A 15798-nucleotide genomic window follows, 5' to 3' on the forward strand; every position below is an offset into this window, starting at 1 on the left:
CGGAGGAACCCCGCCCGGGGGCTCAGCCGGCCGGTGCGGTGGCGCCCGGCCGGCCTTCCCGGGCGGCCGTGCGCGCCGTCAGCACCACCCCGGTCGCCACCGCGGCCGCGGACACCGCTCCCGCCGCGAGCACCGCCCAGTCGCCCAGGAACGTGCAGCAGATCACCAGCAGGGCCGTGACCGGCAGCACCAGTTGCTGGGCCAGACCCACCTTGAAATGCCGGGAGTGCAGCGCCCACACCGTCAGCAGATACAGCGCCGTCGGGAGGGTGACGGCCGCCGACGCGGCCAGCGTGGAGATGTGCGCCTTGCCGGTCGCCTGCTCCACGGCCACCTCCAGCCCCGCGCCGACGGCCGCCGCCGAGGCGAACACCAGGTAGTGGCCGTAGCCCCAGACGAACGCCCGTCTGCTGGAGCGCAGATGACCGTGGATGGGCACGACGAAGTAGATCCACCACGCCGAGAAGACGACCAGCAGCCCGCCCGCCGCGATGGGCAGCAGCTCGGCCGGCGCACTGTGCTCGGCCATGGCCGACTTCACGGCGACCGTGGCCGCGGCGATCGTCTCGCCGAGCACGATGATCGTGAACAGTCCGTACCGCTCGGCGATGTGGTGCGGGTGCCACGCGGACCGCCGGTTCCGCTCGGCGTACAGCGGCACGCACAGTTCCGCGAGCGCCATCACCAGGAACACCCAGGGGCGCGCCGGCTCCGGCAGTACCACCAGTCCGAGCCAGCCCACCTGGCACAGCAGCACACCGCCCGCGTACCGCACGGCCATGGTCCGCTCCGCGCCCTCGGCCGACCGCGCGGCTCTCAGCCACTGCCAGACCATCGCCAGCCGCATGATCACATAGCCGACCCAGACCAGCAGGAAGTCGTGGTGCCCGAAGGCCCGGGAGACACCGGCCGCCAGGACCAGCACGCCGGCGATCTGCACCAGGGTGACGAGCCGGTAGAGCACGTCGTCGTTGTCGTACGCCGAGGCGAACCAGGTGAAGTTCATCCAGGCCCACCAGATCGCGTAGAACGCCATCGCGTAGTCCAGGATCCCGGTGCCCGCGTGTCCTCCGGCGACGGCGTGCACCAGCTGGACGCCCGCCTGCGCGACCGCCACGACGAAGCACAGGTCGAAGAACAGCTCCAGCGGGGAGGCGACGCGGTGTGCCTCGCCCCGCCCGCGCGCGGTGAGCCGTCGCAGGGGGACCGGGTGCTGTGGTGCGCCGGAGGGGGTGGGCGGGGGAACGGAACTCGATGTCATGATCCCCAGGACAGCAGAAACCGGCCGCGAAATCCTGTTCACGATCTTGTTCATGTGTTCACAAGGGGTGGGCCGGTCGTCCGGCACCGCGGGCGGGCACCCCGCCGGTACGTCGGTACGGGAGCCGTACCCTGGAGGCATGAGCACCGCCCCCGAACCCGCTCCCGAGCCCGAGTCCGAGCCGCGCGCTCCGAAGCCCGCGCTGGTCTTCGACGACCCGCTGGACCAGCAGTCCTCGGACGACACCGACCGCGGGTGGGGCGAGCGGGGCGACGGCGACAGCGCCGCCGACCTCAGGCGCTTCCTGGACGAAAAGCCGCCCCACCACCTCTGAGTGCCCCACCACCTCTGACTGCCCCACCATCTCTGAGCGGGCCGCTGCCGCCGAGGGGGCGCTAACGCTCGTCGTGACCCGAGCCGCGCTGGGCGACCAGGGCGTCGCGGATCTCCTTGAGCACCTCCAGCTCGCTCACCTCCACGACCTCCTTGGTGCCCTCGCGCGCCGCCTTCCGGTCCGCCTGCCGGGCCAGGTACTTCGACATGGGCAGGACCATCAGGAAGTAGACCACCGCCGCGGTGATCACGAAGGTGAGCGTGGCGCCCAGGACCGAGCCCCACAGGATCGGCACACCGCTTTGGACCGTGCCGTCCGGGGCCACCTTGCACGGGTCCTTCAGGCAGGAGCTGTAGTGGTCGAGGTTCTGCGTGCCGATCGCGCCGACCAGCGGGTTGATGACCCCCTTCACCACCGAGTTGACGATGTTGGTGAAGGCCGCGCCGATGACCACCGCGACTGCCAGATCGACGACGTTGCCGCGCATCAGGAAGGCCTTGAAGCCCTGCCAGACGCTCGGTTCCTTCTTCGCGCTCACCTCGGGGACTCTCCTCGCATGCACAGGGTGTGGAACGAAACGCTCCGCAACCTACGGCAGGGTGCGGCCCCGGTGTCCACTTCGGTAACTCGATCGAGCGACTTGACAGGAAGACGCCGACGGGCACCGCGCTTTGGTTCAGCACAGTGTCACCGCCAGGCGCGTGGTGGCGCTCACGCCGACCAGCCGGGCGGCCATGGCCCGGGGGACCGACAGCACGACCAGGGCCCCGCTCTCGGCGGCGCCGTCCGGCGGCTCGGGCACCCTCGTCACCCGCACGCCGCGCGCGAGCACCCGGGCGCCGCCGGCGGTGGGGTCCTGGGCGGCGATGACGTCGACGCGGTCGCCGGGCCGCAGCAGCCGCACCGTGGCGGCGTCGGCGATCCGCACCGGGGCCGTCACCGACTCCACCGCCCGGTGCGGTCGTTGCGGGGCGGCGACCGGGTGTCCGCGGGGTCGCTGCGGGCCGTGCGGCGCCGGTCCGGCCCCCGGGCCCGCGGCCACCAGCGCCGCCGCGGTCACCGCGAGGCCGACGGCCAGGGCACGCCCGCGGTGCCGATACCGGCCGCCGCGCACCCGCACCGGTTCGAAGGGGGGCACCTCACAGGTGGCCGGGGCGTCCGTGCCCAGCGGGCGCGGCAGCCGGAAGGGAGGCGGGAAGGAGGACCGGGCGGGCGGCTGCGGCCGGGGAGGCAGCGGGAGCGGGGAGTACGGGGGCGGGGGCGGGGGCGGGGACAGCGGAGGTACGGGCGAGGGCATGGGATCACCGCCTGCGGCGAGGGATTTCGGCTTGCGCTGCCACGATGACGGCTCGCGCCGGATCCCGCCGGGACCGGTGGACGACGAACGGCTTGTGGACAACTCGCTCACCCGAACGAGAGATTCCGCCCACGGCGCCCACGGCGCCCACGCCGACGCGGCCAAGCGGCGTCCCGGCACCCCGGCCCAGCTCAGCCCAGTCAGCCCGGGCCGGGACAGTCCAGCTCAGTGCCCCGGCTCGCACGCCCACAGCAGCCAAGCCCCCGCCGCCGGCGAACCCCGGCCGGCCCCAGGCCCCGGCACCCCAGGCCCCGGCACCCCAAGTCCCGCGCCCCAGTCCTCCCGCGCCCCGCCCTACGGCAGTGCGAACCCCGGGTCCATCCCGCCGAGGGCGTTCACGCACAGGCAGTCCCGGGCGTCGGTGTCCGGCAGGGCCGCCACCGCGTCGAACAGGACGCCCCGCAGGCGGTCGACGTTGGCCGAGAAGACCCGCAGGACCTCCTCGTGCGAGACACCCTCGCCGGTCTCGGCGCCCGCGTCCAGGTCGGTGACCAGGGTCAGCGAGGTGTAGCAGAGTTCCAGTTCCCGGGCGAGCGCCGCTTCGGGGTGGCCGGTCATGCCCACCACCGACCAGCCCTGAGCCTGGTGCCACACGGACTCGGCGCGCGTCGAGAAGCGCGGCCCCTCCACCACGACCAGCGTGCCGCCGTCCACCGGCTCCCAGTCCCGGCCGCGGGCCGCCTTCAGCGCCACGGCCCGGCCGGTGGGGCAGTAGGGGTCGGCCATGGACACGTGGACCACGTTCGGCACGGTGCCGTCGGGCAGCGGCAGCCCGTCGAAGTAGGTCTGCGCCCTCGACTTCGTACGGTCCACCAGCTGGTCCGGGACCAGCAGGGTGCCCGGGCCGTACTCGGGGCGCAGCCCGCCCACCGCGCACGGGCCGAGGACCTGCCGGACACCGACCGAACGCAGCGCCCAGAGGTTGGCGCGGTAGTTGATGCGGTGCGGCGGCAGGTGGTGGCCGCGGCCGTGCCGGGGCAGGAAGGCGACCCGCCGGCCGGCGACCTCGCCGAGGAAGAGGGAGTCGCTGGGCGCTCCGTAAGGGGTGTCCACCTGGATCTCGGTGACGTCGTCCAGGAAGGAGTAGAAGCCCGAGCCGCCGATTACGCCGATCTCTGCGTTCGCCATGCCCAGCACACTAGCGGGACCCCGAACCGCGGGGCAGCCGGTGCGTGGACGGCGGAGCCGGTACCGGGACGCCGAAGACCCCGCCGTCGGGCGACGGCAGGGTCAGGGACGGGAGACCTCAGGCGGCGGAGCTGCCGGCCGAGCTCGACGAGGACGACGACGAAGACGAGGCGGACGACGTCGAAGAGGACGACGACGAGGACGTCTTCGAGTCGGACTTCGCCGCCGGGCTGCTGCTCGACGTGGAGCCGCGGGAGTCGTTGCGGTAGAACCCGGAGCCCTTGAAGACGATGCCGACCGCGGAGAACACCTTCTTCAGGCGCCCCTTGCAGCTCGGGCACTCGGTCAGGGCGTCGTCGGTGAACTTCTGCACCGCCTCGAGGCCCTCGCCGCACTCGGTGCACTGGTACTGGTAGGTCGGCACTGTCTTCCTCCTGGCACTCTCACTCAATGAGTGCTAACGACGGTCCATAGTGACGCATTCCCCGGGATCAGTCCACCGCTACCGGGGCGCGGTGACCCACGCCACGTGCCACGGTGCGGTTCCGGTCCGGCGCGGCCAGCCGCGAACGCAGGGCCACCAGGGTGATCAGCGCGAGCACGGTGCCGCCGAGGGGCACCAGGAACCCGGCGCCGTCCCACAGCCGGTCCTCCAGCTGTCCCGCGACCGTCACGGCGGCGGCCTGGCCGAGCGCGACCGCGCCGGTCAGCCAGGTGAAGGCCTCGGTGCGGGCGCCGGCCGGAACCAGGCCCTCGACCAGGGTGTAGCCGGTGATCAGGGACGGGGCGATGCACATGCCGACCAGCAGGCCGAGCGCGGCGAGCAGCGGCACGGAGTGCGCCGTCCACAGCGCGGACGCCGCCACGGCGAGTGCCGTGTAACCGATCAGCAGACGCTTCTGGGGGGCGGCCTTCCAGGCGATGGCGCCGCAGACGATGCCGGACAGCATGTTGCCGGCGGCGAAGACGCCGTACAGGACGCCGTTCATGCCGGGCTCGCCGATCGACTCCGTGAAGGCCGCGAGCGAGACCTGCATGCCGCCGAAGACCGACCCGATGCCCAGGAAGGTCACGGCCAGCACGCGCACGCCCGGGACGCGCAGGGCCGAGGTGTGCCGCACGCGCGCGTGCCCGCTCTCCTGGGACACCGGCGGCTGCGTGCTCCTCTGGGCGGCGAAGAGGAGACCGCCGACGAGGGTCAGCGCGCCCTCCGTGACCAGACCGGCGGCCGGGGTCACGGCGGTGCACAGCGCGGTCGCCAAGAGGGGACCGAAGACGAACGTCAGCTCGTCGGTGACCGACTCGAAGGCCGCCGCGGTGGTCATCAGGGGCGAGCCCTGGAGCTTGACCCCCCAGCGCGCCCGCACCATGGGGCCGACCTGCGGCACCGACGCACCGGTCGGGACGGCCGCGACGAACAGCGCCCACAGCGGGGCGTGCGCCAGCGCGAGCGCGGTGAGGGAGAGGCCGGAGACCGTGTGGATCAGCACGCCGGGCACCAGGACCGCGCGCTGGCCGTAGCGGTCGGCCAGCCGGCCGCTGTAGGGCGCGAACAGCGCCATGGAGACGCCGGTGGCCGCGGCGGCGGCACCCGCGGCGCCGTAGGAGCCGGTGGTGTGCTGGACGAGCAGCACGATGGAGATGGTGAGCATCGCGAACGGCTGGCGCGCCGCGAAGCCGGGCAGCAGGAACGTCCAGGCGCCGCGGGTACGCAGCAGCTGTCCGTATCCGGGGCGGGAGGACGCCGGCGAGGTCTTCTCCGGTTCGGTGGTGGTGACCGTGGATCCCACGGCCCGTGCCTTTCTGCCGCCTGGTAGCGCGCGGATCCCGTGCGGGCCGGGCGCCGAGAGCTGTCCTCTTGCGCGGACTGCGGTAGATGCCGGTGCCCACTCGGGTGGGGGCGACCCGGCCGCCATACGGTCGCGCCAGCTCTGCGTCAGGCAGAGTTGGTTCGATCAGGGTGCGCCGCAATCGTACAGGGAGCACCGCTTGCGCGTCTGTGAAAACGAGCACCATCCGGGCGGCCACCTGGGATTCCATGGGGCACGCCTCGGGCGGGCACCTGGGAATCCATGGGGCACCACCTGGACGGCCGCCTGGGATTCCACGGGCATCATCCTGGGCGGCCGCCTGGGATTCCAGGGCAAGAGGACGCCAGGGGGCGCGCGTCGCTCAGCGCGAGCCGTCCGTACCCAGCCATCCCGCCAGCTTGCCGCCGTGGGCGACGGCGCGCAGCCGCCGTTCCGCCGCGTCGCGGACCGGGTCGGTGGCGACGACCAGCAGCTCGTCGCCGCGTCGCAGCACCGTCGTGGGCAGCGGCACAAACGATTCTTCTTCGCGGACGACCAGCGTGACCGCCGCGCCCGGCGGCAGCCGCAGCTCGCTGACCTCCACGCCGTGCATCCGCGAGCCCTCGGGGACGGTGACGGACAGCAGGTGCCCGCGCAGCCGCTCCAGGGGCGCCGACTCGATGCCGAGGTCGGACGCCTCGCCCTGCTCGCCCAGCCGCAGCAGGCGCGCCAGCCAGGGCAGGGTCGGCCCCTGGACCAGGGTGTAGACGACGACCAGCACGAAGACGATGTTGAAGATGCGGCGGCTGGCGTCGACGCCGTTCACCATGGGGATGGTGGCCAGGATGATGGGCACGGCGCCGCGCAGCCCCGCCCACGACATCAGCGCCTGCTCCCGCCACGGCACCCGGAACGGCGTCAGGCTGCCCAGGACGCTCAGCGGGCGGGCCACCATGGTCAGGACCAGCCCGATGATCACGGCGGGCCAGATGTCGTCGCCCAGCTCGTGCGGGGTGACCAGCAGGCCGAGGACGACGAACATGCCGATCTGGGCGATCCAGCCGAGCCCCTCGGCGAACCCGCGGGTGGCCGGCCAGTGCGGCAGGCGCGCGTTGCCGAGCATCATCGAGGCCAGGTAGACGGCGAGGAAACCGCTGCCGTGCCCCAGGGCGCCGGCGGCGTACGCGGTGAGGGCGATGGCGAACACGGCGATCGGGTAGAGGCCGGACGCCGGCAGCGCCACGTGCCGGAGCCCCCAGGACCCGAACCAGCCGACGGCGATCCCGATGGCCGCGCCGATGGCCAGTTCCAGGACTATCTCGCCGAGCAGCACGTACCAGTGCTCGACCGGGCCAGCCGTGGAGAAGGCGACGACCAGGATGACCACCGGGGCGTCGTTGAAGCCGGACTCCGCCTCCAGCGTGCCTGTCACGCGCGCGGGGAGGGGAATTCTGCGCAGGACCGAGAAGACCGCCGCCGCGTCCGTCGACGACACCACCGCGCCGATGATGAGCGCCTGCCGCCATTCCAGCCCCACCAGGTAGTGCGCGCCCGCCGCGGTGACCCCGACGCTGATCGCGACGCCCGCCGTCGCGAGCACGGAGGCGGACGACAGGACCGGCCGGACCTCCTTCCACTTCGTGCCCAGGCCGCCCTCGGCCAGGATCACGACCAGGGCCGCGTACCCCATGACCTGGGTCACCTCGGCGCTGTCGAAGTGGATGCCGCCGATGCCGTCCTGGCCCATGAGGACGCCGATGGCCAGGTAGACGAGCAGGCTGGGGAGCCCGCTGCGGGAGGAGATCCGGACGGCCGCGACGGCGACGAGCAGGACGGCGGAGCAGACGAGCAGGAGCTGGTTGAGGTGGTGAACAGTCAGCGGGCGTTCCTCCTCGGAAGCGGAGCCGGGGCCTGGTGCGGGCCCCCCTGTTACTTCGTTACCTTACCTAACTCTTGACGCTTTCTTGACGATCGGCAGGGCAAGATCGAACGCTCGTACGCGCTGGTTCCCGACTCCGCGTCAAGCGGGACGGGGCCCTGCGCCTATGGTTGCTCCAGCGCTCATTCAAAGTCACAGCCCGACCTGCCGCTCGCGTTAGGACAGCAAGGACAGCGATGCCCCCCAACACCACCGCCACAACGGGTGACACCGCCACCACGGGTGCCACGTCCGTCAAGTCCGGCAGGAAGAAGGGGCGCAAAGCCCGACTGATCGTGCTGGTGCTGGTCCTGGCCGTCATCGCAGGCATCGCCTACGGGTCGTACTGGTCGGTCAGCACCGTGCGCGCCTCCTTCCCGCAGACCACCGGCACGCTCCGGCTGGACGGCCTGTCCGGCCCGGTCGACGTGAAGCGGGACGGCTACGGCATCCCGCAGGTCTACGCCTCCTCGGACGAGGACCTGTTCATGGCGCAGGGCTACGTCCAGGCGCAGGACCGCTTCTACGAGATGGACGTGCGCCGGCACATGACCTCCGGGCGCCTGTCGGAGATGTTCGGCAAGAGCCAGGTCGAGAACGACGAGTTCCTGCGCACCCTCGGCTGGGACCGGATCGCCGAGAAGGAGTACGACACCAAGCTGTCGGCCGCCACGAAGAAGTACCTCCAGGCCTATGCCAAGGGCGTCAACGCCTACCTCCAGGGCAAGAACGGCAAGGACATCTCCCTGGAGTACGCGGCCCTGGGCCTCACCAACGACTACAAGCCGCAGAAGTGGACCCCGGTCGACTCCGTCTCGTGGCTGAAGGCGATGGCCTGGGACCTGCGCGGCAACATGCGCGACGAGATCGACCGCGCCCTGATGACCAGCCGCCTCGGCCCGCAGCAGATCCAGGACCTGTACCCGGCCTACCCGGCCGGCCGCAACAAGCCGATCGTGCAGGAGGGCCAGTACGACGAACTGACCCGGGCCTTCCAGCAGAGCGGCGCCGCGGGCACGGCCGGCAGCACGGGCACGACCGGCACCGGCACGGCGGGCACCACGGGTTCGACCGGCACCACCGGCACCACGGGCACCACGGGCACCACAGGTTCGACGGGCACCACAGGCAGCACCGGCGCCTCCGGTGCGACCGGCACCACCGGCGGCCTCACCGGCTCCTCCCAGGGCACGGCGGGCACCTCCGGCTCCTCCACCGCCACCGGCGGCGGCCCGGCGCTCAGCGGCCAGCTGGAGGGCCTCACCGAGGTCCTGGACGACCTGCCCACCGCCGTCGGCGTGAACGGCCAGGGCATCGGCTCCAACTCCTGGGTGGTCGCCGGGAAGTACACCATCACCGGCAAGCCGCTGCTCGCCAACGACCCGCACCTGTCGGCGTCCCTGCCGTCCGTCTGGTACCAGATGGGCCTGCACTGCCGGAGCGTCTCCGACAAGTGCCAGTACGACGTCTCGGGCTACACCTTCGCCGGCATGCCCGGTGTGGTCATCGGCCACAACGGCAAGATCGCCTGGGGCCTGACCAACTCCGGTGTCGACGTCACCGACCTGTACCTGGAGAAGGTCAGCGCGAACGGCTACCTCTACGACGGCAAGGTCCGCCCGTTCAGGACCCGCGAGGAGACGATCAAGGTCGCCGGCGGCTCGTCCAAGACGATCGTCGTCCGCCAGACCCAGGACGGCATGCCGCTGCTGTCCGACCGTGACGACGAACTCGTCGAGGTCGGCAAGAAGGCCACCGTGAACACCGCCGCGCCCGACCGCGGAGACGGCTACGGCATCGCGCTGCGCTGGACCGCGCTCGACCCGGGCACCACCATGGACGCCGTGTTCGCGCTGGACAAGGCGGCCGACTGGAGCGAGTTCCGCGCGGCGGCGGCCCTGTTCGACGTGCCCTCCCAGAACCTGGTCTACGCCAGCACCGACAATCACATCGGCTACACGCTGCCCGGCAGGATCCCCACCCGCTCCGAGAAGGACACCGGCGCCCTCCCGGCACCGGGCTGGGACCCGGAGTACCGCTGGACGGGCTTCGTCGAGCAGGACGAACTGCCCTACGAGTACGACCCCGAGCGCGGCTACATCGTCACCGCCAACCAGGCCGTGATCGACCCGGAGAAGTACCCGTACACGCTGACCGCCGACTGGGGCTACGGCACCCGCAGCCAGCGCATCACCGACCTGATCGAGTCGAAGATCAAGGGCGGCGGCAAGATCTCCACCGACGACATGCGGCAGATGCAGCTGGACAACAGCAGCGAGATCGCCAAGCTGCTGGTGCCCAAGCTGCTGAAGATCAACCTGTCCGACCCGGACGTCCGCCAGGCACAGAAGCTGCTGGAGGGCTGGGACTACACCCAGGACGCCGACTCGGCGGCGGCGGCGTACTTCAACGCCGTCTGGCGCAACGTCCTCAAGCTGGCCTTCGGCAACAAGATGCCCAAGGAACTGCGGGTCAAGGGGCAGTGCCTGTGGGTCGACAAGATCGACAGCACCGGCCCGGTGGACGACGACACCAAGGTGCGCGAGTGCGGCCGGCGCGATGCCGACCAGGCACAGCCGGACGGCGGCGACCGCTGGTTCGAGGTCGTGCGCACCCTGCTGGACAAGCCGGACAGCGACTGGTGGAAGGCGCCCAAGTCGGGCACCCGCCCCGGCGCCTCCGACCGTGACGAGCTCTTCGCCCGGGCCATGATCGACGCCCGCTGGGAGCTGACCGCCAAGCTCGGCAAGGACATCGACACCTGGAGCTGGGGCCGGCTGCACCGGCTGTTCCTGAAGAACCAGACGCTCGGCACCGAGGGCCCCAAGGTCGTGCAGCTCCTGCTGAACCGCGGCCCCTGGAAGCTCAGCGGCGGCGAGGCCGCGGTGAACGCGACCGGCTGGAACGCGGCCGGCGGCTACGACGTGGTCTGGGTGCCGTCCATGCGGATGGTCGTCAACCTCGCCGACCTGGACAAGTCGAAGTGGATCAACCTGGCCGGCGCCTCCGGGCACGCGTTCAGCGCGCACTACACCGACCAGACCGGCAAGTGGGCCGACGGCGAGCTGCTGCCCTGGTCGTTCTCGGGCAAGGCGGTGGACAAGAGCACGAGCGACACCCTCGTCCTCAAGCCCTGACCCCGCGGCACTTCACTGAAACGGCCCTCCACGCGCGCGTGGAGGGCCGTTTTCCGTCCAGGAGGGGCGAGGCCCGGGTCAGGGAACCGGGAAGCGGCGCACGCCCGACGGCGTCACCACCGCGTGCACCGGCCTGTCGTGCGCCTCGGCCGGGACGCGCGTGACGACCTCCGTGTCGTACAGCAGCACCACCAGCCGGGGGCGCGCGCCCGCGCGCTCCAGGCGGGCCAGCACCCGGTCGTAGGACCCTCCGCCGCGGCCCAGGCGCATCCCCCGCGCGTCCACCGCGAGACCGGGCAGCAGGACGACGTCCGCGGCGGTCACCGCGTCCGGGCCCAGACGCGGGCCGGAGGGTTCGGAAAGCGCCATCTTCCCGCCGTGCCGGACCTGTTCGAGACAGTCCGGTCCGGTGTACTCGCCCCAGTCCAGGTCGTTGTCGGGCAGCAGCGCGGGGAGCAGCACCCGCACCCCGCGCGTGCGCAGTGCCTCCAGCAGCGGGAGGGTGGCCGGTTCGGTGCCCACGGAGACGTACGCGGCCACCGTCCGCCCCGCGGTCAGCCCGGGCAGTTCCAGGGCGTGCTCCGCCAGCGCGCGGCCCGTCTCCTGGATGTCGGCTGCCGTCAATCTGTTCCTTACGTTTAGGAACTCCCGCCGCAACGCACGCTTGTCAGGGTGGGCCGTAGATCCGTCGTGTTCCACTGGTCGTCCTCGCACCCTTCGTAATGTGGTTTATATGAGGGGTAATCCACCGGAGTCACAGTTTCCGCACAAAAGCTCCGGTTATGGTGGCGGGCATGACTCAGTCCCACTCCAGGATCAGTAAGGCTGTCATTCCCGCGGCCGGTCTCGGTACCCGGTTCCTGCCGGCCACCAAGGCCACTCCGAAGGAGATGCTGCCCGTCGTCGACAAGCCGGCGATCCAGTACGTGGTCGAGGAGGCCGTGTCGGCGGGGCTCGACGACGTCCTCATGGTCACGGGGCGCAACAAGCGCCCGCTGGAGGACCACTTCGACCGGAACTACGAGCTGGAATCGGCCCTGGACAAGAAGGGCGACGCCCAGCGGCTCGCGAAGGTGCGGGAGTCCAGCGACCTCGCCACCATGCACTACGTCCGCCAGGGCGACCCCAGGGGACTCGGTCACGCCGTGCTGTGCGCCGCCCCGCACGTCGGCGACGAACCCTTCGCCGTCCTCCTCGGCGACGACCTGATCGACCCCCGCGACCCGCTGCTGCGGCGCATGATCGAGGTCCAGGAGCGGCACGGCGGCAGCGTGGTCGCCCTCATGGAGGTCGCCCCCGAGCAGATCCACCTCTACGGCTGCGCCGCCGTGGAGGCCACCGCCGACGGCGACGTGGTGAAGGTCACGGGACTGGTCGAGAAGCCGGATGCGGCCGACGCCCCGTCCAACTACGCGATCATCGGCCGCTATGTCCTGGACCCGAACATCTTCGGTGTCCTGCGCGAGACCGAGCCGGGCCGCGGCGGCGAGATCCAGCTGACCGACGCCCTCCAGCAGCTCGCCCAGGACGAGAAGGTCGGCGGCCCCGTGCACGGCGTCGTCTTCAAGGGCCGCCGCTACGACACCGGCGACCGTGGCGACTATCTGCGTGCCATTGTCAGACTCGCGTGCGAACGTGAAGACCTGGGCCCGGACTTCCGGGCCTGGCTCCGCAGTTACGTAGCCGAGGAGATGCAGCAGTCTTGAGCAGCGCCGCGACCCGCCCCGCCGGCCCGGACGACCTGTGGTCGGTGGACGAGCACCTGGAGGACATCCTCGCCACGGTCCGCCCCCTGGAGCCCATCGAGCTGCAACTGCTCGACGCCCAGGGGTGCGTCCTGGTGGAGAACGTCACGGTGCCCGTCTCCCTGCCGCCGTTCGACAACAGCTCCATGGACGGGTACGCGGTACGGGTCGCGGACGTCGCCGGCGCGAGCGAGGAGTTCCCGGCGGCCCTGGAGGTCGTCGGGGACGTCGCGGCCGGCGCCGCCGATCCGGTGCGGGTGGGCCCCGGGCAGGCCGCGCGCATCATGACCGGCGCCCCGCTGCCGCCCGGCGCCGAGGCCGTCGTCCCCGTCGAGTGGACCGACGGCGGGCTCGGCGAGGGCCCGGCGAGCGGCATGCGGGCGCGCAGCCTGGCCCCCGAGGGCGCCGAGGGCCAGGTGCACGTGTACCGGTCCGTCGAGGCACGCGCGCACGTGCGCGCCGAGGGCAGCGACGTACGGGCCGGCGAGCTCGCCCTGGAGGCCGGTACGGTCCTCGGCCCGCCGCAGATCGCGCTGCTCGCCGCGATCGGCCGCGGCACGGTCCGGGTGCGCCCGCGCCCGCGCGTGGTCGTGCTCTCCACCGGTAGCGAACTCGTCCAGCCCGGCGAGTCACTGGCGCCCGGGCAGATCCACGACTCCAACAGCTTCGCCCTCACCGCCGCCGCGCGGGACGCGGGCGCCATCGCCTACCGGGTGGGCGCCGTCGCCGACGACGCCGAGACGCTCCGCACCACCATCGAGGACCAGCTCATCCGCGCCGACCTGATGGTGACCACCGGCGGGGTCAGCGTGGGCGCCTACGACGTCGTCAAGGAGGCGCTGTCCTCCGTCGGCGACGAGGACGAGGCGGGCGGCGGCGTGGAGTTCCGCAAGCTCGCCATGCAGCCCGGCAAGCCGCAGGGCTTCGGCACCATCGGCCCCGACCACACCCCGCTGCTGGCCCTGCCCGGCAACCCCGTGTCGTCGTACGTCTCCTTCGAACTGTTCGTCCGCCCCGCCATCCGCGCCCTGATGGGCCTGACCGACCTCCACCGGCCGCGCACCCGGGCCACGCTCGAGGCGGACGCGGCGCTGCGCTCGCCCCGGGGCCGCCGCCAGTTCCTGCGCGGCCGCCGTGCCGGCGGTGAGGTGAGACCCGTGGGCGGAGCCGGATCCCACCTGATCGCGGCCCTCGCACAGGCGGACGCGCTGATCGTCGTCCCCGAGGACGTGGAGTCCGTCGAGCCCGGCAGCGAGGTCGAGGTCGTACTGCTCGGCTGAGGCACGCGCGCGTGCCCGTCCGCGGGGCGGTCCTGGTCCGCTGTCCGGCCCGGCTTGGCGGTACCGTTGCGCGCACAGCAGGCCCGCGCTCCGCACCGCGCGGGCCCGGACCGGGAGCGCCACAGCATGAGTACGCAGGAACGGCTGACGCACATCGACGAGGCGGGTGCGGCCCGCATGGTCGACGTATCCGGGAAGGACGTGACCGCGCGCACCGCCCGTGCCAGCGGCCGGGTCCTCGTGGCACCGCGCGTGGTCGAGCTGCTGCGCGGCGAGGGGATGCCCAAGGGCGACGCCCTGGCCACCGCGCGCATCGCCGGGATCATGGGGGCCAAGCGGACCCCCGACCTCATCCCGCTGTGCCACCCGTTGTCGGTGTCCGGTGTGACACTGGACCTGTCGGTCGCGGACGACGCCGTGGAGATCCGGGCCACCGTGAAGACCACGGACCGCACGGGCGTCGAGATGGAGGCCCTCACCGCGGTGACGGTCGCCGCGCTCACCGTGGTCGACATGGTCAAGGCGGTCGACAAGGGGGCGGTCATCACGGACGTGCGCGTGGAGGAGAAGACGGGCGGCAAGTCGGGCGACTGGAGCCGGGCATGAGCTACCGCGCCCTGGTGATCACCGCCTCCAACCGGGCCGCCGCGGGTGTCTACGCGGACAAGGGAGGCCCGCTGGTCGCCGACGGCCTACGCGCCCTCGGACTCGACGTGGACGGCCCCCGGGTGGTCCCCGACGGCGCCCCCGTGGAGGAGGCCCTGCGCGCGGCCGTGGCGGCCGGGTACGACGTCGTGGTCACCACCGGCGGCACCGGCATCTCGCCCACCGACCGCACTCCGGAGGCCACCCGCGCGGTGCTCGACCGCGAGGTGCCGGGCATCGCCGAGGCCATCCGCGCCCACGGGCGGGAGAAGGTGCCGACCGCCGCGCTGTCCCGGGGCCTGGCGGGCGTGGCCGGCCGGACGCTGATCGTGAACCTGCCGGGGTCCACCGGCGGGGTGCGCGACGGCCTCGCCGTGCTGGAGCCGCTGCTGGTGCACGCCGTCGACCAGATCCGCGGCGGCGACCACCCCGGACCCGGTGGGGGTGCGAGCTGAACAGCCCTTCCTGGCCCGTCGAGCTGGCGGACGGCGAAGTCGTCCTCCGGCCGATAAAGCTGCGCGACCAGCGGGCCTGGCGCGAGGTCAACCGGCGCAACCGCGACTGGCTGCGCCCCTGGGAGGCGACCATCCCGCCGCCCGCGCCGAGCGGTCCGGTCGCGCACCGGCCGACCTACCGCCAGATGGTCCGGCACCTGCGCTCCGAGGCCGGCGCGGGCCGGATGCTGCCGTTCGTCATCGAGTACGAGGGGCGGCTGGCCGGGCAGTTGACGGTCGCCGGAATCACCTGGGGCTCGATGTGCTCCGGGCACATCGGGTACTGGGTGGACGAGGCGGTGGCCGGGCGCGGGGTGGTGCCGACGGCGGTCGCGCTCGCGGTCGACCACTGCTTCCGCACCGTCGGACTGCACCGCATCGAGGTCTGCATCCGCCCCGAGAACCGGCCGAGCCGGCGCGTGGTGGAGAAACTCGGATTCCGCGAGGAGGGGCTGCGGCCGCGCTATCTGCACATCGACGGCGCCTGGCGCGACCACCTGGTCTACGCGCTCACCGCCGAAGAGGTGCCCGACGGGCTGCTCACCCGGTGGCACCGGGCGCGCTCGCAGCGGGCCCAGCGCACCGAAAGCCCGTGAATTGAAAATATGTTCGATTATTGAAAATCGCATCGGTCGCAAAAAATGCTGGAAATATCAGCCAGATCGTGCGACACACCGGCCCAATTGGCGGATGGCCTCACGCAAACCCC

At 72.2% G+C, this 15798-nt stretch carries 15 protein-coding genes; 7 read left to right on the top strand and 8 right to left on the bottom strand.

Annotated features, from left to right (window positions below):
* Positions 1–22: 22 nt before the first annotated feature.
* Positions 23–1261 carry a low temperature requirement protein A gene (locus AB0E62_RS07980; RefSeq protein ID WP_362189726.1) on the bottom strand — a complete coding sequence of 413 codons (1239 nt, stop codon included), beginning with the start codon at positions 1259–1261 and terminating at the stop codon, positions 23–25.
* A gap of 139 nt (positions 1262–1400) precedes the next feature.
* On the opposite strand from AB0E62_RS07980, the gene AB0E62_RS07985 reads away from it, so the two are divergent.
* Positions 1401–1595: a hypothetical protein gene (locus tag AB0E62_RS07985; RefSeq protein WP_362189729.1), complete on the top strand. Its 195-nt coding sequence runs from the start codon at positions 1401–1403 to the stop codon at positions 1593–1595.
* 61 nt (positions 1596–1656) lie between these two features.
* On the opposite strand, the gene mscL is transcribed toward AB0E62_RS07985, so the two are convergent.
* The 6 genes from mscL to AB0E62_RS08015 form a co-directional block, all read right to left on the bottom strand.
* Positions 1657–2133, bottom strand: a complete 477-nt coding sequence (gene mscL / locus AB0E62_RS07990; RefSeq protein ID WP_362189732.1) for a large conductance mechanosensitive channel protein MscL — start codon at positions 2131–2133, stop codon at positions 1657–1659.
* A gap of 138 nt (positions 2134–2271) precedes the next feature.
* On the bottom strand, positions 2272–2892 hold the full coding sequence (locus tag AB0E62_RS07995; protein ID WP_362189735.1) for a hypothetical protein: 621 nt from the start codon (positions 2890–2892) through the stop codon (positions 2272–2274).
* 354 nt (positions 2893–3246) lie between these two features.
* Positions 3247–4080 carry an S-methyl-5'-thioadenosine phosphorylase gene (locus AB0E62_RS08000; protein ID WP_362189738.1) on the bottom strand — a complete coding sequence of 278 codons (834 nt, stop codon included), beginning with the start codon at positions 4078–4080 and terminating at the stop codon, positions 3247–3249.
* Between the two features lie 118 nt (positions 4081–4198).
* Entirely contained in the window at positions 4199–4504 is a 306-nt protein-coding gene (locus tag AB0E62_RS08005; protein WP_362189741.1) for an FmdB family zinc ribbon protein, read from the bottom strand.
* 67 nt (positions 4505–4571) lie between these two features.
* Entirely contained in the window at positions 4572–5870 is a 1299-nt protein-coding gene (locus AB0E62_RS08010; RefSeq protein ID WP_362189744.1) for an MFS transporter, read from the bottom strand.
* Positions 5871–6252: 382 nt separating this feature from the next.
* Positions 6253–7749: a potassium/proton antiporter gene (locus AB0E62_RS08015; protein ID WP_362190133.1), complete on the bottom strand. Its 1497-nt coding sequence runs from the start codon at positions 7747–7749 to the stop codon at positions 6253–6255.
* 236 nt (positions 7750–7985) lie between these two features.
* On the opposite strand from AB0E62_RS08015, the gene AB0E62_RS08020 reads away from it, so the two are divergent.
* The gene (locus tag AB0E62_RS08020) at positions 7986–10925 is read left to right on the top strand and encodes a penicillin acylase family protein (protein WP_362189747.1); all 2940 of its coding nucleotides are present in this window, start codon (positions 7986–7988) and stop codon (positions 10923–10925) included.
* A gap of 78 nt (positions 10926–11003) precedes the next feature.
* On the opposite strand, the gene AB0E62_RS08025 is transcribed toward AB0E62_RS08020, so the two are convergent.
* Positions 11004–11549, bottom strand: a complete 546-nt coding sequence (locus AB0E62_RS08025) for a 5-formyltetrahydrofolate cyclo-ligase (RefSeq protein WP_362189750.1) — start codon at positions 11547–11549, stop codon at positions 11004–11006.
* A gap of 170 nt (positions 11550–11719) precedes the next feature.
* Between AB0E62_RS08025 and galU the strand changes: the two genes are divergently transcribed.
* The 5 genes from galU to AB0E62_RS08050 all read left to right on the top strand — a co-directional run bounded on the left by galU (position 11720) and on the right by AB0E62_RS08050 (position 15685).
* On the top strand, positions 11720–12631 hold the full coding sequence (galU, locus tag AB0E62_RS08030) for a UTP--glucose-1-phosphate uridylyltransferase GalU (protein WP_362189753.1): 912 nt from the start codon (positions 11720–11722) through the stop codon (positions 12629–12631).
* Complete coding sequence (glp, locus tag AB0E62_RS08035; RefSeq protein WP_362189757.1) at positions 12628–13950, top strand: gephyrin-like molybdotransferase Glp; 1323 nt, start codon at positions 12628–12630, stop codon at positions 13948–13950. The genes galU and glp overlap by 4 nt, the downstream gene beginning before the upstream one ends.
* A gap of 126 nt (positions 13951–14076) precedes the next feature.
* The gene (gene moaC, locus AB0E62_RS08040; RefSeq protein ID WP_030615946.1) at positions 14077–14556 is read left to right on the top strand and encodes a cyclic pyranopterin monophosphate synthase MoaC; all 480 of its coding nucleotides are present in this window, start codon (positions 14077–14079) and stop codon (positions 14554–14556) included.
* Positions 14553–15050, top strand: coding sequence for a MogA/MoaB family molybdenum cofactor biosynthesis protein (locus AB0E62_RS08045; protein ID WP_362189760.1), 498 nt, complete (start codon positions 14553–14555; stop codon positions 15048–15050). The genes moaC and AB0E62_RS08045 overlap by 4 nt, the downstream gene beginning before the upstream one ends.
* Positions 15047–15685 carry a GNAT family protein gene (locus tag AB0E62_RS08050; protein WP_362190135.1) on the top strand — a complete coding sequence of 213 codons (639 nt, stop codon included), beginning with the start codon at positions 15047–15049 and terminating at the stop codon, positions 15683–15685. The genes AB0E62_RS08045 and AB0E62_RS08050 overlap by 4 nt, the downstream gene beginning before the upstream one ends.
* The last annotated feature ends 113 nt before the right edge of the window (positions 15686–15798 follow it).

The sequence above is a fragment of the Streptomyces sp. NPDC038707 genome (genome assembly GCF_040636485.1).
Classification (GTDB): Bacteria; Actinomycetota; Actinomycetes; order Streptomycetales; family Streptomycetaceae; genus Streptomyces.

What these genes read in the sequence shown, in the direction of transcription:
- AB0E62_RS08045 (WP_362189760.1), top strand. Translation starts at nt 14,553, where the DNA reads ATGAGCTACCGCGCCCTGGTGATCACCGCCTCCAACCGGGCCGCCGCG.
- AB0E62_RS08020 (WP_362189747.1), top strand. Translation starts at nt 7,986, where the DNA reads ATGCCCCCCAACACCACCGCCACAACGGGTGACACCGCCACCACGGGT.
- AB0E62_RS07985 (WP_362189729.1), top strand. Translation starts at nt 1,401, where the DNA reads ATGAGCACCGCCCCCGAACCCGCTCCCGAGCCCGAGTCCGAGCCGCGC.
- AB0E62_RS08000 (WP_362189738.1), bottom strand. Translation starts at nt 4,080, where the DNA reads ATGGCGAACGCAGAGATCGGCGTAATCGGCGGCTCGGGCTTCTACTCC.
- AB0E62_RS07980 (WP_362189726.1), bottom strand. Translation starts at nt 1,261, where the DNA reads ATGACATCGAGTTCCGTTCCCCCGCCCACCCCCTCCGGCGCACCACAG.
- moaC (WP_030615946.1), top strand. Translation starts at nt 14,077, where the DNA reads ATGAGTACGCAGGAACGGCTGACGCACATCGACGAGGCGGGTGCGGCC.
- AB0E62_RS07995 (WP_362189735.1), bottom strand. Translation starts at nt 2,892, where the DNA reads ATGCCCTCGCCCGTACCTCCGCTGTCCCCGCCCCCGCCCCCGCCCCCG.
- galU (WP_362189753.1), top strand. Translation starts at nt 11,720, where the DNA reads ATGACTCAGTCCCACTCCAGGATCAGTAAGGCTGTCATTCCCGCGGCC.